General features: G+C 65.0%; 28 protein-coding genes, 2 tRNA genes and 1 pseudogene. 24 read left to right on the top strand and 7 right to left on the bottom strand.

All coding sequences use genetic code 11. The features are described 5' to 3' along the window. The first annotated feature begins 39 nt into the window (after positions 1-39). Genes ACZZZD_RS02710 through ACZZZD_RS02735 form a run of 6 tightly spaced genes read left to right on the top strand, consistent with a single transcriptional unit; the run spans position 40 to position 4,208 of the window. On the top strand, positions 40-630 hold the full coding sequence (locus ACZZZD_RS02710) for a riboflavin synthase (protein ID WP_463432433.1): 591 nt from the start codon (positions 40-42) through the stop codon (positions 628-630). After that, positions 630-1,763, top strand: coding sequence for a 3,4-dihydroxy-2-butanone-4-phosphate synthase (ribB, locus tag ACZZZD_RS02715; protein WP_463432435.1), 1,134 nt, complete (start codon positions 630-632; stop codon positions 1,761-1,763). Before ACZZZD_RS02710 ends, ribB begins: the two co-directional genes overlap by 1 nt. Further along, entirely contained in the window at positions 1,760-2,221 is a 462-nt protein-coding gene (ribH, locus tag ACZZZD_RS02720) for a 6,7-dimethyl-8-ribityllumazine synthase (protein WP_463432437.1), read from the top strand. Before ribB ends, ribH begins: the two co-directional genes overlap by 4 nt. Continuing rightward, positions 2,218-2,742 carry a transcription antitermination factor NusB gene (gene nusB, locus ACZZZD_RS02725; protein ID WP_159851412.1) on the top strand — a complete coding sequence of 175 codons (525 nt, stop codon included), beginning with the start codon at positions 2,218-2,220 and terminating at the stop codon, positions 2,740-2,742. Before ribH ends, nusB begins: the two co-directional genes overlap by 4 nt. Next, positions 2,742-3,731, top strand: coding sequence for a thiamine-phosphate kinase (gene thiL / locus ACZZZD_RS02730; RefSeq protein WP_463432439.1), 990 nt, complete (start codon positions 2,742-2,744; stop codon positions 3,729-3,731). Before nusB ends, thiL begins: the two co-directional genes overlap by 1 nt. Positions 3,732-3,773: 42 nt before the next feature. Further along, positions 3,774-4,208, top strand: coding sequence for a hypothetical protein (locus tag ACZZZD_RS02735; protein WP_463432441.1), 435 nt, complete (start codon positions 3,774-3,776; stop codon positions 4,206-4,208). Here the strand turns inward: ACZZZD_RS02735 and ACZZZD_RS02740 are convergent. Beyond that, positions 4,205-4,486: a hypothetical protein gene (locus ACZZZD_RS02740; RefSeq protein ID WP_463432443.1), complete on the bottom strand. Its 282-nt coding sequence runs from the start codon at positions 4,484-4,486 to the stop codon at positions 4,205-4,207. The two genes, ACZZZD_RS02735 and ACZZZD_RS02740, sit on opposite strands and share 4 nt — an antisense overlap. Positions 4,487-4,766: 280 nt before the next feature. Here ACZZZD_RS02740 and ACZZZD_RS02745 point away from each other — a divergent pair, with 280 nt between their 5' ends. Then, positions 4,767-6,914 carry a sodium-translocating pyrophosphatase gene (locus tag ACZZZD_RS02745; protein ID WP_463432445.1) on the top strand — a complete coding sequence of 716 codons (2,148 nt, stop codon included), beginning with the start codon at positions 4,767-4,769 and terminating at the stop codon, positions 6,912-6,914. Between the two features lie 76 nt (positions 6,915-6,990). On the opposite strand, the gene ACZZZD_RS02750 is transcribed toward ACZZZD_RS02745, so the two are convergent. After that, a complete protein-coding gene (locus ACZZZD_RS02750) occupies positions 6,991-7,470 on the bottom strand; it encodes an outer membrane protein assembly factor BamE (RefSeq protein WP_017503908.1) in 480 nt (159 codons plus the stop codon). 91 nt (positions 7,471-7,561) lie between these two features. Here ACZZZD_RS02750 and ACZZZD_RS02755 point away from each other — a divergent pair, with 91 nt between their 5' ends. The 7 genes from ACZZZD_RS02755 (at position 7,562) to ACZZZD_RS02785 (ending at position 11,699) form a co-directional block, all read left to right on the top strand. Beyond that, entirely contained in the window at positions 7,562-8,086 is a 525-nt protein-coding gene (locus ACZZZD_RS02755; protein WP_463432449.1) for a ubiquinol-cytochrome C chaperone family protein, read from the top strand. Between the two features lie 5 nt (positions 8,087-8,091). Beyond that, positions 8,092-8,610, top strand: a complete 519-nt coding sequence (locus ACZZZD_RS02760; RefSeq protein WP_463432451.1) for a YceD family protein — start codon at positions 8,092-8,094, stop codon at positions 8,608-8,610. Between the two features lie 139 nt (positions 8,611-8,749). Continuing rightward, positions 8,750-9,793 (top strand): phosphate acyltransferase PlsX, encoded by a 1,044-nt coding sequence (gene plsX / locus ACZZZD_RS02765; protein ID WP_463436060.1) that lies wholly within the window; start codon positions 8,750-8,752, stop codon positions 9,791-9,793. Continuing rightward, on the top strand, positions 9,790-10,767 hold the full coding sequence (locus ACZZZD_RS02770; protein WP_463432453.1) for a beta-ketoacyl-ACP synthase III: 978 nt from the start codon (positions 9,790-9,792) through the stop codon (positions 10,765-10,767). The genes plsX and ACZZZD_RS02770 overlap by 4 nt, the downstream gene beginning before the upstream one ends. 74 nt (positions 10,768-10,841) lie before the next feature. Further along, positions 10,842-11,150, top strand: coding sequence for an integration host factor subunit alpha (locus ACZZZD_RS02775; protein ID WP_135196090.1), 309 nt, complete (start codon positions 10,842-10,844; stop codon positions 11,148-11,150). 5 nt (positions 11,151-11,155) lie between these two features. Further along, positions 11,156-11,563, top strand: coding sequence for a MerR family transcriptional regulator (locus tag ACZZZD_RS02780; RefSeq protein WP_463432455.1), 408 nt, complete (start codon positions 11,156-11,158; stop codon positions 11,561-11,563). 59 nt (positions 11,564-11,622) lie between these two features. Beyond that, positions 11,623-11,699, top strand: a tRNA-Pro gene (locus ACZZZD_RS02785). Positions 11,700-11,763: 64 nt separating this feature from the next. Here the strand turns inward: ACZZZD_RS02785 and ACZZZD_RS02790 are convergent. Together ACZZZD_RS02790 and ACZZZD_RS02795 are read right to left on the bottom strand one after the other, a co-directional pair. Beyond that, complete coding sequence (locus ACZZZD_RS02790; protein WP_463432457.1) at positions 11,764-11,958, bottom strand: DUF2842 domain-containing protein; 195 nt, start codon at positions 11,956-11,958, stop codon at positions 11,764-11,766. Then, positions 11,958-12,209: a transglycosylase gene (locus tag ACZZZD_RS02795; RefSeq protein ID WP_463432459.1), complete on the bottom strand. Its 252-nt coding sequence runs from the start codon at positions 12,207-12,209 to the stop codon at positions 11,958-11,960. The genes ACZZZD_RS02790 and ACZZZD_RS02795 overlap by 1 nt, the downstream gene beginning before the upstream one ends. 135 nt (positions 12,210-12,344) lie before the next feature. Here ACZZZD_RS02795 and ACZZZD_RS02800 point away from each other — a divergent pair, with 135 nt between their 5' ends. Further along, on the top strand, positions 12,345-13,445 hold the full coding sequence (locus tag ACZZZD_RS02800) for a COX15/CtaA family protein (protein WP_463432461.1): 1,101 nt from the start codon (positions 12,345-12,347) through the stop codon (positions 13,443-13,445). Here the strand turns inward: ACZZZD_RS02800 and ACZZZD_RS02805 are convergent. Then, a complete protein-coding gene (locus ACZZZD_RS02805; protein ID WP_463432463.1) occupies positions 13,414-14,799 on the bottom strand; it encodes an alkaline phosphatase PhoX in 1,386 nt (461 codons plus the stop codon). The two genes, ACZZZD_RS02800 and ACZZZD_RS02805, sit on opposite strands and share 32 nt — an antisense overlap. Before the next feature lie 266 nt (positions 14,800-15,065). Here ACZZZD_RS02805 and rplM point away from each other — a divergent pair, with 266 nt between their 5' ends. The 5 genes and pseudogenes from rplM to msrB all read left to right on the top strand — a co-directional run bounded on the left by rplM (position 15,066) and on the right by msrB (position 17,974). Next, on the top strand, positions 15,066-15,539 hold the full coding sequence (gene rplM, locus ACZZZD_RS02810; protein ID WP_159851782.1) for a 50S ribosomal protein L13: 474 nt from the start codon (positions 15,066-15,068) through the stop codon (positions 15,537-15,539). A 2-nt stretch (positions 15,540-15,541) separates the two neighbouring features. Continuing rightward, the gene (rpsI, locus tag ACZZZD_RS02815) at positions 15,542-16,036 is read left to right on the top strand and encodes a 30S ribosomal protein S9 (RefSeq protein ID WP_135195973.1); all 495 of its coding nucleotides are present in this window, start codon (positions 15,542-15,544) and stop codon (positions 16,034-16,036) included. A 76-nt stretch (positions 16,037-16,112) separates the two neighbouring features. After that, a complete protein-coding gene (locus tag ACZZZD_RS02820) occupies positions 16,113-16,487 on the top strand; it encodes a hypothetical protein (protein WP_463432466.1) in 375 nt (124 codons plus the stop codon). A 6-nt stretch (positions 16,488-16,493) separates the two neighbouring features. Further along, positions 16,494-17,430, top strand: a pseudogene (gene argC, locus ACZZZD_RS02825) (N-acetyl-gamma-glutamyl-phosphate reductase). Between the two features lie 40 nt (positions 17,431-17,470). Further along, entirely contained in the window at positions 17,471-17,974 is a 504-nt protein-coding gene (gene msrB / locus ACZZZD_RS02830) for a peptide-methionine (R)-S-oxide reductase MsrB (protein ID WP_463432468.1), read from the top strand. On the opposite strand, the gene ACZZZD_RS02835 is transcribed toward msrB, so the two are convergent. Together ACZZZD_RS02835 and phaC are read right to left on the bottom strand one after the other, a co-directional pair. After that, positions 17,971-18,348 carry a hypothetical protein gene (locus ACZZZD_RS02835; protein ID WP_463432470.1) on the bottom strand — a complete coding sequence of 126 codons (378 nt, stop codon included), beginning with the start codon at positions 18,346-18,348 and terminating at the stop codon, positions 17,971-17,973. The two genes, msrB and ACZZZD_RS02835, sit on opposite strands and share 4 nt — an antisense overlap. Further along, a complete protein-coding gene (gene phaC, locus ACZZZD_RS02840; protein ID WP_463432472.1) occupies positions 18,345-20,285 on the bottom strand; it encodes a class I poly(R)-hydroxyalkanoic acid synthase in 1,941 nt (646 codons plus the stop codon). The genes ACZZZD_RS02835 and phaC overlap by 4 nt, the downstream gene beginning before the upstream one ends. A gap of 96 nt (positions 20,286-20,381) precedes the next feature. On the opposite strand from phaC, the gene ACZZZD_RS02845 reads away from it, so the two are divergent. From ACZZZD_RS02845 to ACZZZD_RS02860, 4 genes are all read left to right on the top strand, one after another. Continuing rightward, the gene (locus tag ACZZZD_RS02845) at positions 20,382-20,819 is read left to right on the top strand and encodes a hypothetical protein (protein WP_463432474.1); all 438 of its coding nucleotides are present in this window, start codon (positions 20,382-20,384) and stop codon (positions 20,817-20,819) included. Positions 20,820-20,858: 39 nt separating this feature from the next. After that, positions 20,859-22,670 (top strand): single-stranded-DNA-specific exonuclease RecJ, encoded by a 1,812-nt coding sequence (recJ, locus tag ACZZZD_RS02850; RefSeq protein ID WP_463432476.1) that lies wholly within the window; start codon positions 20,859-20,861, stop codon positions 22,668-22,670. Positions 22,671-22,746: 76 nt separating this feature from the next. After that, a tRNA-Glu gene (locus tag ACZZZD_RS02855) sits at positions 22,747-22,821 on the top strand. 223 nt (positions 22,822-23,044) lie between these two features. Next, entirely contained in the window at positions 23,045-23,584 is a 540-nt protein-coding gene (locus ACZZZD_RS02860; protein ID WP_463432478.1) for a cold-shock protein, read from the top strand. Positions 23,585-23,589: the final 5 nt, after the last annotated feature.

Genomic DNA, 23,589 nt, shown 5'->3' on the forward strand with positions numbered 1-23,589 from the left:
TAGACGGTATTTTTCGGTCCGAAGGGGTCCAGAGTTCAAATGTTCACCGGCATCGTCACCGACATCGGCCGCGTCCGCGAGGTCCGCGCGACAGATCGCGACCGCCGCTACGAGATCGAAACTGTGTGGGACACCGACGGCATCAACCTGGGCGCATCGATCAGCCACGCGGGTTGCTGCCTGACGGTGACGGAAAAGGGCGCAGGCTGGTTCGCCGTTGAGGTGTCGAACGAGACCCTGTCCAAGACCACTTTGGGTGACTGGAAGGCCGGCGACGGCGTCAATCTGGAGCGCGCCGCAAAGCTGGGCGACGAGATGGGCGGCCATGTTGTCTCGGGTCACGTCGACGGCCTGGGCCGGGTCGTGTCGATCAGGCCGGAGGGCGGATCGCACCGGGTCGAGGTCGAGGCGCCCGCGCCGCTGCACCGCTACATCGCCGCCAAGGGTTCGATCACCGTGGACGGCGTCTCCCTGACGGTGAACAGCGTCGCGGGGCAGGTGTTTTCGCTGAATATCATTCCGCATACGTGGGACGTGACGACCCTGGGACGCCTGAAGGAGGGCGATCCGGTCAATCTCGAGATCGACATGCTGGCGCGATACCTCGCGCGGTGGCAGGAGACGGCGTGATGCAATTGGCCGCGAACATGAACGACAGCCCGATCAGTCCCATCGAGGACATCCTGGAAGACGCCCGTAACGGCCGTCCCTATATCCTGGTGGACGCCGAGGATCGCGAGAACGAAGGGGACATCATTATCCCCGCCCAGTTCGCGACCCCCGACCAGATCAACTTCATGATCCGCCAGGCGCGCGGCCTGGTCTGTCTGGCCATCACGGCCGAGCGTGCGAACCAGCTTCGTCTGCCACCGATGGCCGCCGACAATCGCGAGAGCATGAAGACCGCCTTCACCGTCTCGATCGAGGCCAAGGACGGCGTGACGACCGGCATCTCCGCGGCCGACCGGTCGCGCACCATCCATGTGGCGACCGATGCGTCGAAGGGCATGGACGACATCGTTTCGCCCGGTCACATCTTCCCGCTGGTCGCCCGAGATGGCGGCGTCCTGGTTCGCGCCGGCCATACCGAGGCGGCGGTGGACATCAGCCGCATGGCGGGCCTGACTCCGGCCGGGGTGATCTGCGAGATCATCAAGGACGACGGCGAGATGGCGCGGATGCCCGATCTGGTCGCCTTCGCTCAGCTGCACGGGTTGAAGATCGGCACCATCGCCGACCTGATCGCCTATCGCCGCCGCACCGAGCGGTTCGTCGAGCGGATCATGGACACGCCGTTCGACAGCGTTCACGGCGGCCCGTTCCGGCTGATGCTTTACAAGAACACTATCGAGGGCGCCGAGCACGTCGCTCTGGTCAAGGGCCGCATAGATCCGACCAAACCGACGCTGGTGCGGATGCACCAGGTGGACTTCGCCTGCGACCTGCTGGGCCATGTCGAGGCGCGCCAAGACTATGTGCCCACCGCCCTGAAGCAGATCACCGATCACGACGGCCCCGGCGTCGTAGTCTTCCTGCGCGACCCATCGCTGACGTCGCTGGCCGAACGGTTGGCCGGCGCCGACAAGCCGGCGGCGATGGATCGATCGTTCCGAGCCTACGGCGTCGGGGCTCAGATCCTGCTGGACCTGGGCGTCGAGGACATGATCGTGATGAGTTCGACGCGACCCGAACCGACGGCGCTTGAGGGCTATGGCCTGCGCATCGTCGGCTGGCGCGACATGGATGGAGAAGACAAGGCGTGACTGATGCCCCCCGTATTCTGATCGTCGAGGCGCGTTTCTACGACGACCTGGCCGACGCCCTGCTGGACGGCGCCAAGGAGACGCTGAAGGCGCGCGGCGTCGACTTCGACGTCATCACGGTGCCCGGCGCGCTGGAAGTGCCGCCTGCCATCGCCCTGGCCGAAGAAGCCGGACGTTTTCCGACCGCGCCCCGCTATGACGGCTATGTGGCCCTGGGCACGATCATCCGCGGCGAGACCTATCATTTCGAAATCGTCTCGGACCAGTCGGCGGCCGGCATCATGGCCCTGGGCGTCAAGGGCGTGATCATCGGCAACGGCATCCTGACGACTGAAGACGAGGACCAGGCCTGGTATCGGGCGCGTCTTTCGGAAGGGGATAAGGGAGGCGGCGCGGCGAAAGCCTGTCTGGACCTCATTGCCTTGAAGAAGCGATTGCGTCATGGCGTCGGCGCATGACTGAACCGAACAGTGTCAAAGCCGTCCTCGAACAACTCGCCGAAGCCGAAAAGCAGCGCGCCGAGCCCAATCTCAGCTCCAAGCAACGTCGCGCCCGCACCGTGTCGCGTCTCGCAGCCGTCCAGGCCCTGTATCAAATGGAGCTAGCGGGCGAGGGCGTGGAGACGGTGATTACCGAATTCTCGAACTTCCGCTTCGACACCGATATCGAGGGCGAGGCCCTGGCCGAGGCGGACGAGGCCTATTTCGCCGACATCGTGCGCGGCGTGATCGAAAGCCAGCGCGACATTGACGCGGCCATCAAGGCCCGCCTGGCCTCCAACTGGAAGCTGGAGCGCATCGACGCCACCCTGCGGGCCTTGCTGCGCTCGGGCGCCTGGGAGCTGATCAAGCATCCCGAGACGCCGCGCGAGGTCGTGATCGACGAATATGTCGAACTGGCCAAGGCCTTCTTCGACGATTCCGAGGCGCGCTTCGTCAATGCGGCCCTGGACGGCGTGTCCAGAGACACGCGCAAATAATGCCGGCGCTCGACGTCGCGGGCGAGTTCGAGACGATCGAGAGGCTGCTGAAGCCGCTGGCCCATCCCGAATGGGGTAGGGGACTGGCTGACGATGTGGCGGTCCTGCCCTCGCGGCCCGGCTACGACCTCGTCCTGACCAAGGACGCCATCGTCGAGGGCGTGCATTTTCTGCCCGACGATCCGTTGGATACGGTGGCCAGGAAGCTGCTGCGGGTGAACCTGTCGGACCTGGCGGCCAAGGGCGCCGAGCCGTTCGGCTATCTGCTGGCCTGCTTCTGGTCCGAACGGTGCGGCTGGCCCGAGCGCGAGGCCTTTGCTGCGGGTCTCGCCGAGGATCAGGCCAGGTTCGGCGTCTTCCTGCTGGGCGGCGACACCGTGAGAACCCCCGGCCCGGCGACGTTCTCGCTGACGGCCCTGGGCTGGGTTCCGACGGGCGCGGCCGTGTCGCGTGCGGGCGCACAGCTCGGGGATCTGGTGTTCGTGACCGGCGCGATCGGCGACGGCCTGCTGGGTCTGAAGGCCGCGCGGAGCGAGCTTTCGCTTGAGCCAGAACGCATCGAGGCCCTGGCGGCGCATTATCGTACGCCGACGCCTCGCGTGGACTTCGCCGATGTCTTGCGGGATTTTGCGACGGCCTCGGTCGATGTCTCTGACGGACTGGCGGCCGATCTGGCCCATATCGCTGAAGCGAGTGGAGTGGGCGTTTCGTTGAACTTGAACGTCCTGCCTCTGTCGGCGGCGGCTCAGGCCTGGTTTGCAGATCGGGTCGATCCGCAGCTGTCGCTGGAAGACCTGGCCAGCGGCGGCGACGACTATGAGATCGCCTTCACCGCTCATCCGCGCCACGAGGAAACCCTGCGTCGCGAGGCCGAACGCCGCCTGCTGCGCCTGACCCGGATAGGCCAGGTGACCGCCGGATCGGGGCTGACCGTCACCTATGACGGCCTGCCCGTCGCAATGGTGCGCGGCGGCTGGACCCACGGCTGAGGCGGCAAGGGAATCCTAACGGCCTTGCGTCATAAGCGAAGAATGAACCGTCGCTCTCTGATCGCCGCCGGAACCGCCGCTCTCGCCGGGGCGGCCGCCACATCCGCAACCGCGTCGAGCAGCAGCGACGCGCCCGCCGCACCCGCTGCCCTGTGTATCGCCGGCCTCGGCCTACCGGTGATTGAGGGCGGTCGATTGCGGAACTACGTCTTCGTGGCTCTGCGCCTTCAGCTGGGGCGAGGCAAGACGGTCGAGCAGATGCGGCCCAAGGAAGCCTTTTTCCGCGACGCCCTGGTCAAGGCTGCGCATCGGACCCCGTTCACCGTTGCGGGGAATTGGACCCGGCTGAACGAACAGGCGCTGTCCGCCGCAGTTGTGGCGGCCGCGAACGCGATCTCTGGGCGTGGCTCGATAACTGGGGTCGAAGTCGTGTCTCAAAGCCCGCGCCGCCGCACGGGAATGCCGACGACGCGTTAACCGCCAGCGGCTTTGGCGTCGTTCTGGATGTTGCCGCGCGCCTGCAGTTCCTCTGCTTCTTTTCGTTTGGCCTCAACCATGGCGGCGTACTGTTCCGGCGTATAGCAGACGCGTTGCTCCAACCGACGGCCGGTGGGCGCGCGAGATTCACAGATGCGCCGCGGACGCTGAGGGGCAGCTTGCGTGGAAGGTGCGGCTTGCGGCGATGTGGGTGCTGGCAGCGCTGGAGCCTGCTGCATCGCCAGCATGCCAATAAGAATTATCATGCCGAACGTCATTGAACCCTCCATTGGAACGACCGAGGGTCTCATAATCAAGGCCGATCCACAATGGCGAGCTATGCTTATGGGGGTTGTGCCACGTCATGCTTGCCGTTCGGGCGCCCGAAAACCAGCGGCGTTGCATCGACGCTTCCGCCGTGACACCGTCGGCATGCAAATCCCAAAGAACGCACTGACGCGTTCGCCGCGTGCGGGGGGACCGGAAGGCGGACAGAGGCGATAACGCCCGACCGCGCCAAGGCCTGCGCGCCTGTTTGCAAGGGGCATGGAAACGCCAATGACGAACTCACTTACGCTGGTCTTCGCGGCCGGTGTGCTGGCGGTGCTTTATGGCGCCGCTCAGACCGCCGTGCTGATGAAGGCGAGCACCGGCAACGACAAGATGCGAGAGATCGCCGCCGCAATTCAGGAAGGCGCCTCCGCCTATCTGAAGCGGCAATATCTGACCATCGGCATGGTCGGGATCGTGATCCTGATCGCCGCCTATTTCCTGATCGGCGTTTACGCCGCCATCGGCTTCCTGATCGGCGCTGTCCTGTCGGGCGCGGCCGGTTATGCGGGTATGCTGATCTCGGTGCGGGCCAATGTGCGCACGGCTCAGGCGGCGTCCGAAAGCCTGTCCAAGGGGCTGAACTTGGCGTTCCGCTCGGGCGCGATCACCGGCATGTTCGTGGCGGGCGGGGCCCTGATCGGTGTATCCGGCTACTATATCGTGCTGACCCATCATCTGGGGCTGGCCTCGACCAGCCGAGAGGTGATCGACGGGCTGGTGGCGCTGGGCTTCGGCGCTTCGCTGATCTCGATCTTCGCGCGGTTGGGCGGCGGCATCTTCACCAAGGGCGCTGACGTGGGCGGCGACATGGTGGGCAAGGTCGAGGCGGGCATTCCCGAGGACGATCCTCGCAACGCCGCGACCATCGCTGACAATGTCGGCGACAATGTCGGCGACTGCGCCGGCATGGCGGCCGACCTGTTCGAGACCTATGCGGTGACGACCGTCGCGACCATGGTGCTGGCCGCGATCTTCTTCCGGGGACAGCCCTATGTCGACGTGATGATGGTCCTGCCGCTGGCGATCTGTGCGGTGTGCATCATCACCTCTATCGTCGGCAGCTTCTTCGTGCGCCTCGGCAAGAGCCAGAACATCATGGGGGCGCTGTATCAGGGCCTGATCGTGACCGGCGTCCTGTCGATCGGCGCGGTGTGGTGGGTGATCGACCAGATGGTGACGGGGCCGATCGTGACGGCCAGCGGTCTGGAGATCCAGCCGATGGCGCTGTTTTGGTCCGGCATGGTCGGGCTGGCGGTGACGGCGGCGATCGTGGTGGTGACCGAATACTACACCGGCTCGAACTTCAGGCCCGTGCAGTCGGTGGCCAACGCCTCGGTGTCTGGACACGGCACCAATGTGATCCAGGGGCTGGCGGTGTCGTTGGAATCCACCGCGCTTCCGGCCTTGACGATCATCGTCGGCATCGTCGCCAGCTTCCAACTGGCGGGCCTGTTCGGCATCGCCATCGCCACCACCACAATGCTGGGCGTGGCGGGGATGATCGTGGCGCTGGACGCGTTCGGGCCGGTCACGGACAACGCTGGCGGCATCGCCGAAATGGCGGGCCTGCCCAGCGACGTGCGTCATTCGACAGATGCCTTGGACGCCGTGGGCAACACCACCAAGGCGGTGACCAAGGGATACGCCATCGGTTCGGCCGGTCTGGGCGCGCTGGTGCTGTTCGCGGCCTATACGTCGGACCTGCAGTATTTCTCGGCCAACCCTGCGGACTATCCGTTCTTCGCTGATATGGGGCCGATCGCATTCGATCTGACCAATCCCTACGTCGTCGTCGGTCTGCTGTTCGGGGGGCTGCTGCCCTTCCTGTTCGGCGGGATGTCGATGATGGCGGTCGGGCGGGCGGCCGAGGCCGTGGTGGCCGAGGTGCGGCGTCAGTTCCGCGAGAACCCCGGGATCATGACCTATGAGGTGAAGCCGGAATACGGCCGGGCGGTCGACATCCTTACCAAGGCGGCGATCCGCGAGATGATCGTGCCGTCGCTGTTGCCGGTGCTGTCGCCCATTGTGCTGTTCGTGGCCGTGATGGCGATCTCCGACAAGGCCAACGCCTTCGCATCCCTCGGCGCCATGCTGATGGGCGTGATCGTCACCGGCCTGTTCGTCGCCATCTCCATGACCTCGGGCGGCGGCGCCTGGGACAACGCCAAGAAGGTGATAGAGGAAGGCTTCACCGACAAGAACGGCGTCGTCCACGGCAAGGGTTCGGAAGCGCACAAGGCGGCCGTGACCGGCGATACCGTGGGCGATCCCTACAAGGACACATCAGGTCCGGCGGTGAACCCGATGATCAAGATCACCAACATCGTCGCACTGCTTCTGCTGGCGGTGCTGGCGAGCGGCAATATCGGCTAGACTGTAAGACTACCGATACGAAAACGCCCCGGAGAGCGATCTCCGGGGCGTCTTTGTCTGAGCGGGAAGGGCCGCCTTAGTCGGGGCGGCGCTGGCCGGGCGTGTCGTCTTCGGTGCGGGGCAGTTGGCCGCGACCGACGTTGCCCAGCAGCTGTTCCAGCACCGTCAGCTCGCGGCCGCGGGTCGGGGTCTCGTTGCGGTTCATGGCGATCTGCTCGCCGTCCGTCAGGCCAAGGGTGCGAACCGACGCGACCTGGTCGCCCTGCGGCACGAAGGTGATCTCCGTCACCGTGCGGGTGGAAACCTTGGGCAGGTTGTAGGTGTATTTCTCGGTCGTCTGGCTGATGTAGTACCAGACCTGATCAGGCTCGAAGGTCGAGGTCGTCGAGGGCGAGCCCAACTTGGCCAAGACAGTTTCCTTGGTGTCGGTGCCGGCGACCACGTCCTGCGGCTTGGCGTCGATGGCCTGGAAGCCGTTGGAGCCGATGGTCGGAGCACAGGCGGCAGACAGGCCGGCCAGCGAAACGGCGACGAAAAGCGGGACGAAACGGGACATGGTCGGGCGCCTGCGAGAGAACAAGGTCTTTGACCTAGACGGACCTGCGTCCTAGTTCAACGGCACGGCGGAAAAGGGGCCGTTGAAACCCATGCTCAAAAACCTGTTCAAACCCCGGGCCGGCGTCCGTATTGGCGACGATCTGTACGGCAAGGCTGTCAGCCAGGCGCGCAATCCGGCCTTCTACACGCGGCTGGGGATCGCCGACCGCATCGACGCCCGATTCGAGCTCTATACGCTGCATGTGCTGCTGCTGGTGCTGCGGCTGCGTGACGAGAATACGGCCCAGGGCCAGGATGCGGGCCAGGCGGTGTTCGACGTCTATGTCTCAGCGCTGGACCATGCCCTGCGCGAGGAAGGCGTGGGCGATGTCGCCGTCGGCAAGAAGATGCGCAAGCTGGGCGAGGCCCTGTATGGCCGGATGAACGCCTATGAGCAGCCTTTGCGCGCCGACGATGCGGACGCCCTGGCCGAGGCAGTGGCGAAGAACGTCTATGCGGAACCGCAGGCGCCTCATGCGGACACATTGGCGCGCTATGCGCTGATGACACGCGCGGCCCTGGCGGCGCAGGATTTCAACAAGGTGCTGGCGTCGCCGGCATGGGCGGAAGTTTGAGAGATATGAGCGTAATGCTCCCCTACAGCGAGACGGTGCGGGTCAATCAGATCGGGGCCGGATTGAACCGGAAGCTCGAACCGGACGCAGACACGTGCAAGCGAATCGCCCGTGCATTGGACCTTCAGGGTCTCGACGATTTCGTGGTGGATTTCGACGTGAAGCCGACCCCCTCCACCAGCGAGTGGACCCTGAAGGGTCGTATCACGGCCCATGCCATTCAGTCCTGCGGCCTGACGCTGGAGCCTTTGCCCGTCGATGTGGATCGCCGCTTTTCGATCCAGCTGGTCCAGGCCAAGCCTCAGGAGACCGAAGAGATCGAGGTCACGCTGGACGAGGAAGACGCCGACGTGATCGAGGACGGCAAGATCGACCTGGGTCAGTACGCCGTCGAACAACTGCTGCTGTCGTTGGATCCTTTTCCACGCAAGCCGGGCGCGGAATTCGTGCAACCGGAGGAGCCGGGCGAGATTTCACCCTTCGCCGCCTTGAAGGCGCTTAAATCTCAGGACGATAAAGGCTGAGGTTGACGCAGGGGCCGGGTGGTTGCATCCCCCGGCTTCGGCGCTATCGTTCAGCGCATACTGCCAAGCGTCGCGCGACAAGACGACGCGGCCAAACGAGGTCCATTTGCCAGCCCCAGTTACGATCTCGCTTGACGCCATGGGCGGCGATCACGGGCCATCCGTCGTCGTTCCCGGCATCCGCAGCTACATCCGCGCCCATGACGGCGATGGCGTTCGTTTCCTGCTGCATGGCGACGAGGCCAAGATCGCGCCCGAACTGGCGCGCTGCGGCCTGACGGCGGACATCTGCGAAATCCGTCACACCGACAAGGTCGTGGCCATGGACGAAAAGCCGGCCCAGGCCATGCGGCGCGGCAAGGGCTCCAGCCTGTGGAATGCCATCGATGCGGTGAAGACGGGCCAAGCGGGCGGCGTCGTCTCGGCCGGCAACACCGGCGCCCTGATGGCGATATCGAAACTGATTCTGCGCATGTCCGCGCCGGGCCTTGAGCGGCCGGCCATCGTCGCCAGCTGGCCCACCTTCAAGGGGCATACTGCGGTTCTGGACGTGGGCGCCAATATCGGCAGCGACGCCGAGCAACTGGTCGAATTCGCCATCATGGGCGAGGCCTTTCAGTCCGCGGTGCGCGGCATCGCCCGCCCGACCATCGGCCTGCTGAACGTGGGTTCGGAAGACATGAAGGGCAACGAACAGGTCAAGGAGGCGCACGCCATCTTGCGCGACGGTCCGTTTGACCTGAACTACCACGGCTTCGTCGAGGGCGACGACATCGCCAAGGGCACGGTCGACGTGGTCGTCACCGACGGCTTCACCGGCAATATCGCGCTGAAAACCGCCGAGGGCACGGCGCGCTATATCTCGGCCCTTTTAAAAGAGGCCCTGACCTCGAACCTGCAATCCAAGCTGGGCGCCGTCATCGCCATGCCGGCGTTGAAGAAGATGCGCCAGAAGATCGACCCCAGCACCATCAACGGCGGGCCTCTTCTGGGCCTGAACGGCATCGTCGTGAAGAGCCACGGCGGCGCCGACGCCAAGGGGTTCGGCAATGCGATCCGCATCGCTGTCGATCTGGCCCGCAGTGACTATATGAGCAAGGTGGGGGACAACCTGGGCAAGCTGGACGCGGTGTTCGATCATACCGCCAAGCCTGCCGTATCCGTGGGAGAACCCCTTCAGTGAGCGTCACCCGCAGCGCTGTGACCGGCGTAGGCTCCTATCTGCCGGAGCAGATCGTCACCAACGCCGATCTGGCCAAATTCGTCGACACGTCGGACGAATGGATCCAGGAGCGCACAGGCATCAAGCAACGCCACAAGGCGCGCGACGACCAGCCAACCAGTGATCTGGCGGTCGAGGCCGCCAAGAAGGCGCTGGCCGACGCGGGCAAGGCGGCGACGGATGTCGATCTGATCATCGTGGCCACCACCACGCCGGACATGACCTTCCCGGCTGTCGCGGCGATCGTTCAGGCCAAGTTGGGCGCCGGCGTCGGTATCGCCTTCGACGTTCAGGCTGTCTGTTCGGGCTTCGTCTATGCCTTGAGCGTCGCCGACGGTTTCGTGGCCCGTGGCCTATCGAAATGCGCCCTGGTGATCGGGGCCGAGGAAATGACGAAGCTGATGGACTGGACCGACCGGACCACCTGCGTCCTGTTCGGCGACGGCGCCGGCGCCGTGGTGCTGGAACAGCGCGAAGGGCAGGGGACGTCCGACGATCAGGGCATGCTGGGCTTCGCGTTGCGCGCCGACGGCTCCAAAACTGATCTACTCTACGTCGACGGCGGGCCGGCGACGACCGGAACCGTCGGCCATCTGCGGATGGCGGGCAACCAGGTGTTCCGCCATGCCGTGGTGAACATCGCCGAGGGCATCACCGCCGCCTGCGCCGCCGCGAACATCGAGATCGCGGACGTGGACTGGTTCGTGCCCCACCAAGCCAATCAGCGCATCATCAAGGGCGTAGGCGACCGGCTGGGTCTGGACGAGAACAAGGTGATCTCGACCGTGGCGACCCATGCGAACACTTCGGCCGCCTCCATTCCGCTGGCGTTGGACGCTGCGATCCAGGACGGTCGAATCAAGAAGGGCGACATGGTCCTGCTGGAAGCCATGGGCGGCGGCCTGACTTGGGGCGCCTGCGCGCTGCGACTTTAATCGCCCCATAGGCATTGATTTTTCGGGGCCTTTGCGGCCCTATTCCGTCATTGGACGCAGCTAGCGGGGATACGATGGCAGGCCAGCAGACCGTAACCCGTGCCGACCTGTGCGAAGCCGTACACAATGAGGTGGGGCTGTCGCGCCAGGAGTGCTCCAGCCTTGTGGAGCGCACCCTGGAATTGATCGTCGAATCCCTTGAGCGCGGCGAGACGGTGAAACTCTCCGGATTCGGCGTCTTTCAGGTCCGCGAGAAACGCGCCCGCATGGGCCGCAATCCCAAGACGGGCGAACCGGCGGCGATCAATCCGCGCCGAGTCATCAGCTTCCGCGCCTCGCAGATCATGAAAAGCCGGGTTCACGACGCCGTCGTCGAGGACTGACGCGCGTGGCCAAGAGCGCCGACGCCTTTCGCACCATTTCCGAAGCGGCCGAAGAGGTCGGCGCGCCCCAGCATGTGCTGCGCTTCTGGGAGACCAAGTTCGTCTTCGTGACGCCGGTCAAACGGGCGGGCGGTCGGCGATTCTATCGCCCTCAGGACATCGCCATGCTCAAGGCGGTGAAGCGATTGCTGCACGATGACGGCCTGACGATTCGCGGCGTTCAGCGGCTGCACAAGGAACAGGGGCTGAAAAAGCTGATCGGCGCCGAGGCTGCCGCTCTGATCGAGGACGGCGATGTCGCGATCAGCACTGCGACATCCGACGCCGTTCGCCTCGAAACCTCGAATTTGCATCAGGTTCTGGCCGATCTGGAGCAGGCGAAGGCCCGTCTGGACGCCGTTCTTTCACGGTAGGTGGAAAAGTCGTTTTAGCGTTTGCAGGGCGCGAAACCCCCGTCTATAGGGAGCGCCTTCGGAGCGTGGCGCAGCCTGGTAGCGCACTTGACTGGGGGTCAAGGGGTCGCAGGTTCGAATCCTGTCGCTCCGACCATTCTTGCAAAAGAATGATGATGGTGGGGTCGTCCTTGCGGGCGGCCCCATCGCCGTTTCTGGACCTAACCTCTCTCGGCCCACTTCAGCAGCGGAATGAGCGGAAGGCCCCAGGCGGTGCCGCCGATGCCGAAAAACAGGAAGTCGATCCACTGCGACGAGGGCAGCAGCCCGCGCAGGGCAATAAGGCCCCAGATCCAGAAGACCAGGAAGGCCAGCACCCCGATTGCGGCGACGAACCGACGCAGGCGAGGGGGCATCAGCGCTTGTTCCGAAACAGGAAGAAGGCGACCAGGCAGAAGGCCGAGCCGACCAGGGCCCAGGGAACCCAGACCCAGCTGTCCATCGTACTGACCGCGAACACGCGGACAGCCAGAAACCAGCCACAGGCCAGGCCAACGCCGGACACCAGGCTGGTGCCGCCGAAGCCGCGACGCCCCGTCATAAGGTCAGCGATCCAGGCCAGCAGCAGGCCGCCTGCAATGGCGGCGGCGATATCGGCGTATTGCAACCCTGATCTCCTGCGGCGTCAGCGCCGTTAACTCAATCCGACTCGCGCTCGTCGCGAAGGGCAGGCATACCGCCCCGGTCGCGTTTTGGTCACGGTCGAGCGCGACAGCATATCCGGGTCAGTGTCAGGCGTCGAATGAACCGTTTCGGAAATCCAGATCGCAATCGCGCCGTCGCCGTGTGGCTGTTCGCCACGGCGGCGATCGTCTTTCTGATGGTGGTGATCGGCGGCATCACCCGCCTGACCGGCTCGGGCCTGTCCATAACCGAGTGGAAGCCCATCATGGGCGCGATTCCACCGCTGAACAACGCCCAGTGGGCGGAGGCGTTCGAGAAATACAAACAGATTCCCCAGTACGCCCAGATCAACGCCGGGATGAGCCTCGGCGAGTTTCAGGGCATCTTCTGGTGGGAATGGCTGCACCGGCTTATCGGCCGCCTGGTCGGAACGGTATTCGCCCTGCCGCTGGTCTTCTTCCTGTTGTGCCGCATCGCGCCGCCGCGTTCGCTGTTCCGTCAGTGGGCAATGCCGGATCGGCTGATCTGGCGCTGCGTCGTGCTGCTGGCCTTGGGCGGTCTGCAGGGGCTGATCGGTTGGTGGATGGTGTCCAGCGGCCTGTCCGAGCGGGTCAGCGTCGCGCCAGAGCGGCTGGCGACCCACCTGGGCCTGGCCTTCGTCCTGTTCGCCGCCCTGATCTGGACCGGGCTTGAGGCGTGGAACGGCGAGGACCACGGACGTCCGCCTGCAGGTTGGGCGCGCGGCGCGGGTTTCCTGCTGGGCGCGGTCTTTGTCCAGTGCCTGCTAGGGGCCTTGGTCGCGGGCGGTCACGCGGGGCTGGTCTATACCGACTGGCCGCTGATGAACGGGGCGGTGTTGCCCCCTGCGGACTGGAGCCTGGGTGCGAGCGCATTTCTGCACGACCAGGCCCTGACCCAGTTTAATCACCGGCTGGTGGCCTATGGGCTGCTGATCGCCGTCAGCATCTACGCCTTCCAGGCCTGGCGCTGGCGCGTGGCAGAAGGGATGGGCCTGGCCGCCTTCACCTTGGCGGGCGTGGTCTGGTTCCAGGCCCTGCTGGGCATCGTCACCCTGATGCATGCCGTGCCGGTGTGGCTGGGCGTACTGCATCAGGGTGGGGCGGCCGTCGTGCTGGCGGTGGCGACGGCTAACCTTTGGCTTGTGCTGCGCGCTCAGCCCCGCATCTTCATGTCCGGACCGAGGACCATGGGCCTCTGATCGCCAGGGTCATGCCGGGGTACATGATGTTGACGAACAGCACCTCGCCGTCCGGCGAGAAGCACGCGCCGGCGAATTCCGAGTTGCCGGTGAAGACGTTGCGGCCGATCGTATAGACCTTGCCGTCTGGCGTGACGCCTTTCAGGTGGTTGCGGACATCTGATGAATAGTTGTCCTCGCACAGGATCAGGTGGCCCCACGGTGCGATGGTGATGTTGTCCGCCATGTTCACCGTCTTCAGATCCGTGCTTTCGACGAACAACTGCAGACGGTCGGCCGCGCCGTTCAGGCCGGGGACCAGTCGCATGACCTGGCCGCGCCGGATCGGCCCGCCCGAGGTGGCGGTGAAATACATCTCGTCGTCGCCCCACCAGACGCCTTCGCCGCGCGCGACCAGGGCCGCGCCCGCCGCATGGCCGCGCTTGGCCAGGTCGCCATTGGGGGATTCAACGTCGTCCATGTCGATCCATTCGACCTCGCGCCAGTCGCCGACCGCCCAGGCGCGGACGTCCTGATTACGGGTGTCGGCGGCGGGAACGCCTTTCCAGGCCATGGCCTGAAGCCGGCCGCCCTCGGCCAGCTTGCTCGGGACATTGGGGATGAAGCGGTAGAAAAGGCCGGCGTTGTCGTCTTCCGTCAGATAGATCGTGCCGGTGCGGGGATCGACGCAGACGGCCTCATGGTCGAAACGGCCCATGGCCTTCAACGGAACAGGATCGACGGGGCCGGTCGCTGTCGCCGGCACCTCGAACACCCAGCCGTGGTTCTTGGTCACGTCGGCGTCTGCCGGCGTCTCCAGCGTTTCCTCGCAGGTCAGCCAGCTGCCCCAGGGGGTCGGGCCGCCGCAGCAGTTGGTCGAGGTCCCGGCCAGGGTCAGATGCTGGCTGACCATCTTGCGGGTCGCCAGATCGTAGATGATGGTGGAGCACCCCCCTGGCAGGGGGCGGCCATTCTTGTAGGTATCATAGGCCTTGCTTGCGTCCAGCAGGCCCAGCCGTTCTTCGTGCAGGCCGCCCGGACCCAGGTTGCGGTGCAGGCCGCTGGATCCCTTGAGCTCGTGATTGAGGACCAGGGCGACGCGCGAGCCCTCCAACGCGAAACAGGCCATGCCATCGGGCTGTCCCGGTGCGAACAGGCCGTCGTCCATGGTGTCGCCGCTTTGGGCCACGACCTGATACGAAAAGCCTTCGGGCAGGTCGAGCAGGCGGTTCGGATCACGCATCAGCGGGCCGTATCCGTGAACCTCATTGACGTAGGTTTCTTCTCCGGCGACCTGGGCGGAGGCGTGGTGCGCCAGACCGGCGAACGCGGAGGCGGCGCTGGAGGCGATCAGGCCGCGACGGTGAAGGATCATAGGAGGGCTCCGAAGGAAGATCGGCCCTCGGATGGCCGGGAAAGGTCATGGTTTGATGACGAAAGGCGTTATTTCGTAACGCTGAAAGTTCCGATGCGTCGGGTATTTTAATACCGTATTTGTAATCATCAATAATAACAGCACCTTGTAGTAATTGCGGCGCATTCGAACGCGTTGACGCGACCAATCGTCTCCTGTATCAGCGCGCCTTCATTCGGTTCCCTCGGGGGCCGGACCCGATTTTCGTCTCCAGGAACCCCCTCATGCTGAAGAGCACTACGGCTTCGTTGAAGCCGGCCGAGGTCGAGAAGAAATGGATCCATATCGACGCCGAAGGCGTCGTTGTGGGCCGTCTCGCGACCTTCATCGCCAACCGTCTGCGCGGCAAGCACCGCGGCGACTACACCCCGCACGTCGATTGCGGCGACTATGTCGTCGTCACCAACGTCGACAAGGTGGTGTTCACCGGCAAGAAGTCGACCGACAAGGTCTATTATCGCCACACCGGCCACCCGGGCGGCGTCAAGTCGACGACCCCCGAGAAGGTCCTTGGCGGCCGCTTCCCCGAGCGCGTGCTGGAGAAGGCCGTCGAGCGCATGCTGCCCAAGGAAAGCCCTCTGGCCCGCAAGCAGATGACGCACCTGCGTCTGTTCGCCGGCGGCGCACACGAACATGAAGCCCAGCAACCGGAAACGATCGACTTCGCGTCGGCGTCGCCCAAGAACACCCGGAGCGCCTGAGCATGACTGACGCGACGCAAGACACCGCCGCCACCGGCTTCGACGCCCTGAAGGGCCTGAGCTCTTCGGTCGAGAACGACGCCCCCGTCTATGTCCAGAAGCTGGACGCCCAGGGCCGCGCCTATTCGACCGGCAAACGCAAGAACGCCATCGCGCGCGTTTGGGTCAAGCCGGGCACCGGCAAGATCACCGTCAACGGCAAGGACCAGGAGCAGTATTTCGCTCGTCCCGTGCTGCGCATGATGATCGCCCAGCCGCTGACCGTTTCGGACCGCGCCACCCAGTATGACGTGATCTGCACCGTCGAAGGTTCGGGTCTGTCGGGTCAAGCCGGCGCCATCCGCCACGGCCTGTCGCACGCCCTGACGCACTTCGAACCGGAACTGCGCAAGGTCCTGAAGCCGCACGGCTTCCTGACCCGCGACAGCCGCGTCGTCGAGCGCAAGAAGTACGGCCGCGCCAAGGCTCGCCGCAGCTTCCAGTTCTCGAAGCGCTAATCGCGTTCACGCGGTTTGGATTTGGGGCGCTTCGGGGAGACCCGGAGCGCCCTTTTTCTTTTGGCTGGAGACACCATTGACGCCCTTCCCTCCGAGCGAGAATCTCGCCTTCCTTCTGGAGGGCGACTGTTCGATCAGCCAAGTCGTGATCAACGCGACGAGCGTATCGTTCATGTTCGCGAATGGCTGTCGTATCGATGCGGGTGTCACGTTGGAGTATGTCTCTGAGGACGGCGTCAGGACCATCCATGATCGGGAGTGGTTCGATGAAGGGCCAATCAACTTCCATCGCTTGCTGGAAACGCCGCTCCACAAGGTCGAGACAGACCAGCTAACCATGACTTTGACTTTCGAGGGCGGTCGGCAAGTGATCGTCCATTCCGATCTCCAGCCGTATGAGGCAGGAGCCGTTCTTGGACCGCAAGATTCCCAAGTCGGCTTCTATTTTTGAACTGACATGACCCACACCATCTTCATCGACGGCGAGGCCGGCACCACGGGGCTGGAGATTCGCGAACGGCTGGAGGCGCGCCCGGATCTGGAACTGGTCCTGCTGGGCGATCGTCGTCGCGACGTGGATGCGCGGCGCGAGGCCCTGAACGGCGCCGACGCCGTGATCCTGTGCCTGCCCGACGATGCGGCGCGCGAAGCTGTGGCCATGATCGAGAACCCGTCGGTCAAGGTGATCGACGCCTCGACCGCCTATCGGGTCGCGCCAGGCTGGGCCTATGGCTTCCCCGAGATGGACGCAGGTCAGCGTGATCTGATCGCGCGGTCGTCGTTCGTTTCGAACCCCGGCTGCTATCCCACCGGCTTCATCGGGCTGATGCGGCCGCTGGTGAAGGCGGGGTTGGTTCCGGCGACCTATCCGGTCACGGTCAATGCGGTGTCGGGTTATTCCGGAGGCGGCAAGGCGATGATCGCCGAGTTCGAGGCGCCTGAGGCGGCGACCGCCTATCGCGCCTATGGCCTATCGTTGAAGCACAAACATGTGCCGGAGATGACGAAACACACGGGGCTGACACGCGACGTCCTGTTCGCCCCGGCGGTCGGAAACTATCGTCAGGGCATGTTGGTCGAGGTTCCGTTGCATCTGGCCGCCTTGCCGGAAACGCCATCCGTCGAACGACTGCATGGCGCACTAGTCGAGGCCTATGAAGGACAACGCTTCGTCGAGGTCGCGGATCTGGAAGAAACCGAGGCCATGTCGGGACTGGAGCCCGAGAGTTCTGAACGGCACCAACCGCCTGCGTCTGCACGTTTTCGGCGACCGCAATGGCGAGCAGGCGCGCTTGGTGGCTCTGCTCGACAACCTGGGCAAGGGCGCGTCAGGCGCGGCGGTGCAGAACCTGAACATCATGCTGGGACTGGACGAGACGACCGGCCTGATCTGAACGGCTGAAACCATTTCGCCATGCCCTTCGTATGAAGGGCATGACCCAGTCCCTGATCGTGCATCGCCGGGGCCTTCTGATGAGCGCCGGCGCGCTCGCCCTGTCCGCCTGTTCTCCCGAAACCTCCGAGGCGGGGGACGGGCAATATGCAACCTCGCCCTATCGCCGCGTGTCGGATGCCGACTGGCGACGGCGGCTCGGTGACGCCTCGTGGCGCGTCATGCGGCACGAGGGGACGGAGCTGCCCTATTCGAGCCCGTTGAACGACCAGCACGGGCGCGGAGGCTTCATCTGCAAGGGCTGCGACCTGCCGCTGTTCCGGTCGCAGTGGAAGTTCGATTCCCACACAGGTTGGCCCAGCTTCTATGACGTGATCGCCGCCAACATCGGCCGCAAGGGTGATCTGGCCATCGGCATCCCACGCACGGAATATCACTGCGCCCGCTGCCTGGCGCACCAGGGCCATGTGTTCGACGACGGCCCGCGTCCGACCGGCCTGCGCTACTGCAACAACGGCGTAGCGCTGAAGTTCGTCGCAGCCTAGCCGCGCCGCGCCCGAATAGCGGAATCGACGGTCAGACCGAAGATGACCGAGGCGATGATGACCAGCAGCCCATAGTCGTGGCCGGAAAAGAACACCGGCGCGCACGCCATTCCTATGACCATCAACGGAAACAGTCCGGCCCAGACCGCTGTGCCTGGTGCGCTGGCATGGATCAGCGGCTGGGCGTCGGGCCGTTTCATTATCCGCGCCAGCCGACCGTTCAGCAGGACGAAAGCGACCGAGCAGATGATGGCCGAGATCACATATTTGACCGTATTGCCCGGCTCTCCGAATAGGCTGGCCGTCATGAGCAGCAAGATCAGCGCCACCGCAGTACTGACGGCGAGCAGGACGTTCGGTTCGAGACGGTTCAAGACTTCACTTTCACATAGCTGCCGGGCGCCGGCTCGATGGGCTTGAGCGGCCCTTGTTCAGGATCGCGGGCGGGGATCTGAGGCCCGGCGCGCTCGCCGAGCCAGGCCGCCCAATGCTCCCACCAGCTGCCGGGATGCTCTACCGCGTCGGCCTGCCATTCGGCCAGGGTCGCGGGCAGGGCGGCGTTCGTCCAGTGCTGATATTTCCTGGCGGCGGGGGCGTTGATGACGCCGGCGATATGGCCCGACCCGGCCAGGGTGAAGGTGACGTCCTTGCCGCCAAACAGTTTGGCGGAACGATAGACCGAGTTCATCGGCGCGATGTGATCCTCGCGGCTGGCCTGGAAATAGAGCGGGATTGATACCTTCGAAAGGTTCGCCGTCAGACCGCCAATCTGGAAGCTGCCCTGGGCCAGGGCGTTGGCGCCGTACATCTGACGCAGATACTCCAAGTGCAGCGTCTTGGGCATCCGCGTCTGGTCGGCGTTCCAGAACAGGAGGTCGAAGGCCGGCGGATCCTTGCCCAGCAGATAGTTGCTGATGAAGAAGGACCAGATCAGGTCGTTTGAGCGCAAGGCGTTGAACGTCTCGGCCATGGCTGCGCCAGGCAAGACGCCGCCGGCCGCATCCATCTGACGCTCGATTTCCGCGATCCAGTGTTCGTCAGTGAAGAGCAAAAGGTCGCCAGCCTCGGCGAAGTCGTGCTGGGCGGCGAAGAAGGTGGCGGCGGCGACCCGCTTGTCTCCCTTGGCCGCCATGTGCGCGAGGCCGGCGCCCAGCAGGGTGCCCCCGATGCAGTAGCCGACGGCGTTCAACTGTTTCGTACCCGACTGTTCCAGCGTCTTCTCGACCGCGCGATAGATGCCTTTTTCCAGGTACTGGTCGAAGCCGAAACCGGCCTTGTCCTTGTCCGGATTGACCCAGGAACAGACGAACACCGTAAAGCCCTGGGCCGAGAGCCAGCGGATCAGCGAGTTCGCCGGCTGCAGGTCCATGATGTAGAATTTGTTGATCCACGGAGGGAAAATCAGCAGCGGGATTTCGTGCTGGGTCTCGGTCGTCGGCGCATACTGGATCAGTTCGAACAACTCATCGCGCCAGACGACCTGACCCGGCGCGGTGGCGACGTTCTCGCCGACGACGAACTTGCCGTAGTCGGCCTGGCTGATGCGCAGCGAGCCTCCACCGCGTTCCAGATCGGCGGCGAAGTTCTGCATCCCCTTCACCAGTGATTCGCCGCTGGTTTCCGCCAAGGCTTTCAGAGCCACGGGGTTGGAGGCCAGGAAGTTCGACGGCGAGAAGGCATCGGTCAGCAGACGCGTGAAGAACTGGGCTCGGCGTTTCAGCGTCGGATCGACATCCTCCACCCCCGCGATCAGGCCGTTCATCCAGTCCGCCGTCAGCAGATAGGACCGCCGCATCATGTCGAACATCGGGTTTTCGGACCAGGCCGGATCCTTGAACCGCTTATCGACGGGTGCCGGATCGGGAGCTTCGCCCGCCGCCTGACGCGCCGTGGACGACCAGAGCTGCATATATCGACCGAACAGGTCGGCCTGCGCCTGCATCATCTTGTCGGGTTGGGCCGCCAAGCTGGTCATCACCGAGGTCATGGCGGGCGCGACGTTGAACGGGTCAGCCGACAGGGCGGCGGGTCGGTCAGCCTGGGTCAGGGCGGCTTCTGCAATCGCGCTTTGGGCCATCATGGCCGCCTTGGCCAGATTTATCGACAGGGTTTCGATCAGTTCGGCCTGCGCTGCGCCAGGGAAAGCTGCTTCAGGCACGGCTTCGGCGACGGTTTCCGGCGGCGCGTCCTGCGGTTCGGCCGGCTTCGGCTCGGGCTGGCGCGGCGGGCGGGGCTTGGCGGACGTGGGGCGTCCGGCCTTGCGCGCCGGGCGTTCGGCGGCGTCTGTCGGCGTCTTCGGGAGCTTGGCCATGATCGTCCTTCGCGCTTCCTGCAGCAGAGGCCGGTTCATCCGCTCTTCCGCGCGTGGCGATGATGGCATAAGACCAGCCAGGAAATGAACGCGCTGATGTCGAAAAAGATGACCCTGATCGCCGCAGTCGCGATCGCAGCGCCCTTGGCCGGCTGCATCGGCGCCTCTGCGTCCAAGACCGAGCCCGTTTCGCCTCTGGCGCCGCGCGTTCAGGAACTGGTCGATGCCAATCGCCACTATCCCCGCTGGGAGGATTTCCCGGCCTCGCCCACCGACCTGCCGCCCGTTGCCCAGGTCGCCGCCAATGCTCAGCGTCTGCAAAATGACAGTGCGACGCTGAACAACGAGATCGCGCGGATAGACTGGACGCTGACAGACCCTGAGGCCCTCGCCGCCGAGACGGCTGCGGCGGTTCAATCCGTACCGGTCTCGCCCGACGCCGCCCGCACCCAGGCGGACATCGAGGCCTTCGCCCAAAGCTTGCGCGACCGCGCCAAGGCGCCGCCGACGCTCGACCGTCGCCCGACGCAATGACCGGTCGCCGGGGATGCAGAATCCCGCGATGATGCGCTGATGGCGGATGACGGCGGCGCAAAGACACTGAACGCATTCCTGGGCGTGACCCGGTCCCTCTCAGGCCGCGCCTGGCGTCAGCGGCCGGCGGATGCGGCGACGACTCGCGCCCACATGCAGGGCCTTGGGCTGGACGAGCTTCTGGCCCGCGCCCTGGCGTCACGTGGCGTATCGGCCGATCAGGGGGCTGACTTCCTGACGCCGACCCTGCGCGCCCTGTTCCCCGACCCGTCCAGCTTTATGGACATGGATGTAGCGGCCGATGCGATCCTGAACGCTCTCCAAGCCAAGGCCAACATCCACATCTTCGCCGACTATGACGTGGATGGGGCGTCCAGCGCAGCTCTGCTGGTGCGCTGGTTCCGGGCGATGGACCATGAACTGTCGATCTACGTGCCCGACCGCCTGACCGAAGGCTATGGCCCCAGCGCAAAGGCCTTCGACACGCTGAAGGGCTCGGGCGCCGACCTGGTCATCACGGTGGACTGCGGGGCGGCGGCGAACGAGGCGCTGGCTCATGCCGCAGCCATCGCCCTGAACGTCGTCGTCATCGACCACCACCTGATGCGCAGTGAGCCGCCGACGGCGCTGGCGGTCGTCAATCCGAATCGGCCGGGTTGCAACTCCGGTCAGGGCAATCTGGCGGCGGCAGGCGTGGTGTTCGTGCTGCTGGCCGCCCTGAACCGCGAGGGACGGCGACGGGGCCTGTTCACCGACCGGCCGGAGCCGGACATTCGCCAGTGGCTGGATCTGGCGGCGCTGGGGGCCATTTGCGACGTCACCGGACTGACCGGCTTCAACCGCGCCCTGACGGGGCTGGGGCTGAAGGTCATGAGCGACTGGCGCAATCCGGGTCTGCGCGCCCTGCTGGCGGCGGCAGGGGCGGAGCCGGGGCCAGCCAAGAGCAATCACGCTGGATTCATCCTGGGCCCCCGTATCAACGCCGGCGGCCGGATCGGGCGTTCGGACCTGGGCGCGCGGCTGCTGTCCACGGACGACCCGACCGAGGCCGAGGCGTTGGCGATCGAGCTGGACGCGCTGAACCTGTCTCGCCGCGACGTCGAGCGGGCCGTCACTGACGCCGCCGTGCGACGAGTTGAGGCGACCGGCGGCCATGCCGACGACACTGCAGTCGTCGTGGTCGCAGGCGAGGATTGGCACCCCGGCGTCGTCGGCATCGTCGCCGGTCGCCTGCGCGAACGATGGCGCAAGCCGGTCATCGTTATCGGCGTCGATCCGGTGACGAGTCTGGGCAAGGGCTCGGGACGATCCCAGCACGGCATGAACCTGGGCCGCGCGATCCAGGCGGCGTGGGAGAGCGGCATCCTGATGGCGGGGGGTGGTCACGCCATGGCCGCCGGCTTGACGATGGACAGTGCGCGCGTCGCGGAACTGACTGCCTTCCTGAACGAACGGCTGGCCTCTGAACGTGTCGAGGCGGTCGCCCAGGACGTGCTGGAAATCGACGCTCTGATCGATCCTGGGGCAGCGACCCGCGCGCTGTTCGATTCGTTCGAGCAGTTGGCCCCCTTCGGTCCCGCCAACCCCGAACCGAGCTTTGCCTTGACCGGCGTTCAAGCGCGCGAACCTGTGGCGATGAACGGCGGTCATGTCCGTTGTCGCCTGGTCGGCGCGGACGGCGCTTCGGTGAAGGCCATCGCCTGGCGTTGCGCCGATCTCCAGTCGGGCCAGGCCTTGCTGTCGGGGCAGGGCGGCCTGAGCATTGTGGGGCGGCTGAAGGCCGACGACTGGAACGGCCGCAAGGGCGTGCAGTTCGAGATCGAGGATGTCGCCGATCCCCGGATGATCTGACGACGTCCAAAAAACTCGAAATCCACGCTTGCACCGTCCCGAGGGCGCGGCTATATCGCCGGCTCTCCCGCGCAGCGGTCCCTTCGTCTATCGGTTAGGACGTCAGGTTTTCAACCTGAAAAGAGGGGTTCGACTCCCCTAGGGACTGCCACGCGGGCAGTTCGCCGGTTGAGCCACAAGGCTCCTTGGCCACGGAAACAACTTACATTTCAGACGATGCACAGCGGCCTTAATCCATTGTGGCGCGCCTGCATCGTCATTCCCCCGAGACGCAACCTTCGCCCCGAGCGTGCATTTTCCGCTTTTCAAACTTTCGCGGAACAGTGTTAAACATAAGTGGAGTCCGCTGGAGGCGCGGGCGGGGGTGCTTATAAGTGTCTGAATATAGCGAGACGGAGACGGCGCAGACCGTTCGCGTCACTGGGCGCGTCAAGTGGTTCGATGCGGTGAAGGGCTATGGCTTCATCGTGCCGGACGATCCCGCCCTGACGGAAATGCGAGACGTTCTGCTGCACATCAGCAGCCTGCGCGACCTTGGCCGCGACGCCGCAGATGAGGGCGCGCCCATCACCTGCGACTGTGTCAAACGCTCGAAGGGCTGGCAGACGGTCGAAATCCACGATCTGGGGGAGGGCGAAGCGGTCCAGGTTGCGCGTCGCCCCGCCGTTGCGACCGCGCCTCGTTCGCCCGTCGACACCGACGAAGAGCTGGAGACGGCTCTGGTCAAATGGTTCAATCGCACCAAGGGCTACGGATTCGTCGTGCGCGATCGCGAACCTGGCGATATCTTCGTCCATATCGAGACCCTGCGTCGCTGCGGCCTGGAAGATCTGATTCCCGGCGATTCGGTGCGGGTGCGATTCGCTGACGGCCCGAAAGGCCTGGTGGTCGCGGACATCAGAACGGGCGACTGATCCGG

The sequence above is a fragment of the Brevundimonas sp. AC546 genome (assembly GCF_979258305.1).

What these genes read in the sequence shown, in the direction of transcription:
- ACZZZD_RS02710 (WP_463432433.1), top strand. Translation starts at nt 40, where the DNA reads ATGTTCACCGGCATCGTCACCGACATCGGCCGCGTCCGCGAGGTCCGC.
- ribB (WP_463432435.1), top strand. Translation starts at nt 630, where the DNA reads ATGCAATTGGCCGCGAACATGAACGACAGCCCGATCAGTCCCATCGAG.
- nusB (WP_159851412.1), top strand. Translation starts at nt 2,218, where the DNA reads ATGACTGAACCGAACAGTGTCAAAGCCGTCCTCGAACAACTCGCCGAA.
- thiL (WP_463432439.1), top strand. Translation starts at nt 2,742, where the DNA reads ATGCCGGCGCTCGACGTCGCGGGCGAGTTCGAGACGATCGAGAGGCTG.
- ACZZZD_RS02735 (WP_463432441.1), top strand. Translation starts at nt 3,774, where the DNA reads ATGAACCGTCGCTCTCTGATCGCCGCCGGAACCGCCGCTCTCGCCGGG.
- ACZZZD_RS02740 (WP_463432443.1), bottom strand. Translation starts at nt 4,486, where the DNA reads ATGACGTTCGGCATGATAATTCTTATTGGCATGCTGGCGATGCAGCAG.
- ACZZZD_RS02745 (WP_463432445.1), top strand. Translation starts at nt 4,767, where the DNA reads ATGACGAACTCACTTACGCTGGTCTTCGCGGCCGGTGTGCTGGCGGTG.
- ACZZZD_RS02750 (WP_017503908.1), bottom strand. Translation starts at nt 7,470, where the DNA reads ATGTCCCGTTTCGTCCCGCTTTTCGTCGCCGTTTCGCTGGCCGGCCTG.
- ACZZZD_RS02755 (WP_463432449.1), top strand. Translation starts at nt 7,562, where the DNA reads ATGCTCAAAAACCTGTTCAAACCCCGGGCCGGCGTCCGTATTGGCGAC.
- ACZZZD_RS02760 (WP_463432451.1), top strand. Translation starts at nt 8,092, where the DNA reads ATGAGCGTAATGCTCCCCTACAGCGAGACGGTGCGGGTCAATCAGATC.
- plsX (WP_463436060.1), top strand. Translation starts at nt 8,750, where the DNA reads ATGGGCGGCGATCACGGGCCATCCGTCGTCGTTCCCGGCATCCGCAGC.
- ACZZZD_RS02775 (WP_135196090.1), top strand. Translation starts at nt 10,842, where the DNA reads ATGGCAGGCCAGCAGACCGTAACCCGTGCCGACCTGTGCGAAGCCGTA.
- ACZZZD_RS02790 (WP_463432457.1), bottom strand. Translation starts at nt 11,958, where the DNA reads ATGCCCCCTCGCCTGCGTCGGTTCGTCGCCGCAATCGGGGTGCTGGCC.
- ACZZZD_RS02800 (WP_463432461.1), top strand. Translation starts at nt 12,345, where the DNA reads ATGAACCGTTTCGGAAATCCAGATCGCAATCGCGCCGTCGCCGTGTGG.
- ACZZZD_RS02805 (WP_463432463.1), bottom strand. Translation starts at nt 14,799, where the DNA reads ATGATCCTTCACCGTCGCGGCCTGATCGCCTCCAGCGCCGCCTCCGCG.
- rpsI (WP_135195973.1), top strand. Translation starts at nt 15,542, where the DNA reads ATGACTGACGCGACGCAAGACACCGCCGCCACCGGCTTCGACGCCCTG.
- msrB (WP_463432468.1), top strand. Translation starts at nt 17,471, where the DNA reads ATGACCCAGTCCCTGATCGTGCATCGCCGGGGCCTTCTGATGAGCGCC.
- phaC (WP_463432472.1), bottom strand. Translation starts at nt 20,285, where the DNA reads ATGGCCAAGCTCCCGAAGACGCCGACAGACGCCGCCGAACGCCCGGCG.
- ACZZZD_RS02845 (WP_463432474.1), top strand. Translation starts at nt 20,382, where the DNA reads ATGTCGAAAAAGATGACCCTGATCGCCGCAGTCGCGATCGCAGCGCCC.
- recJ (WP_463432476.1), top strand. Translation starts at nt 20,859, where the DNA reads ATGGCGGATGACGGCGGCGCAAAGACACTGAACGCATTCCTGGGCGTG.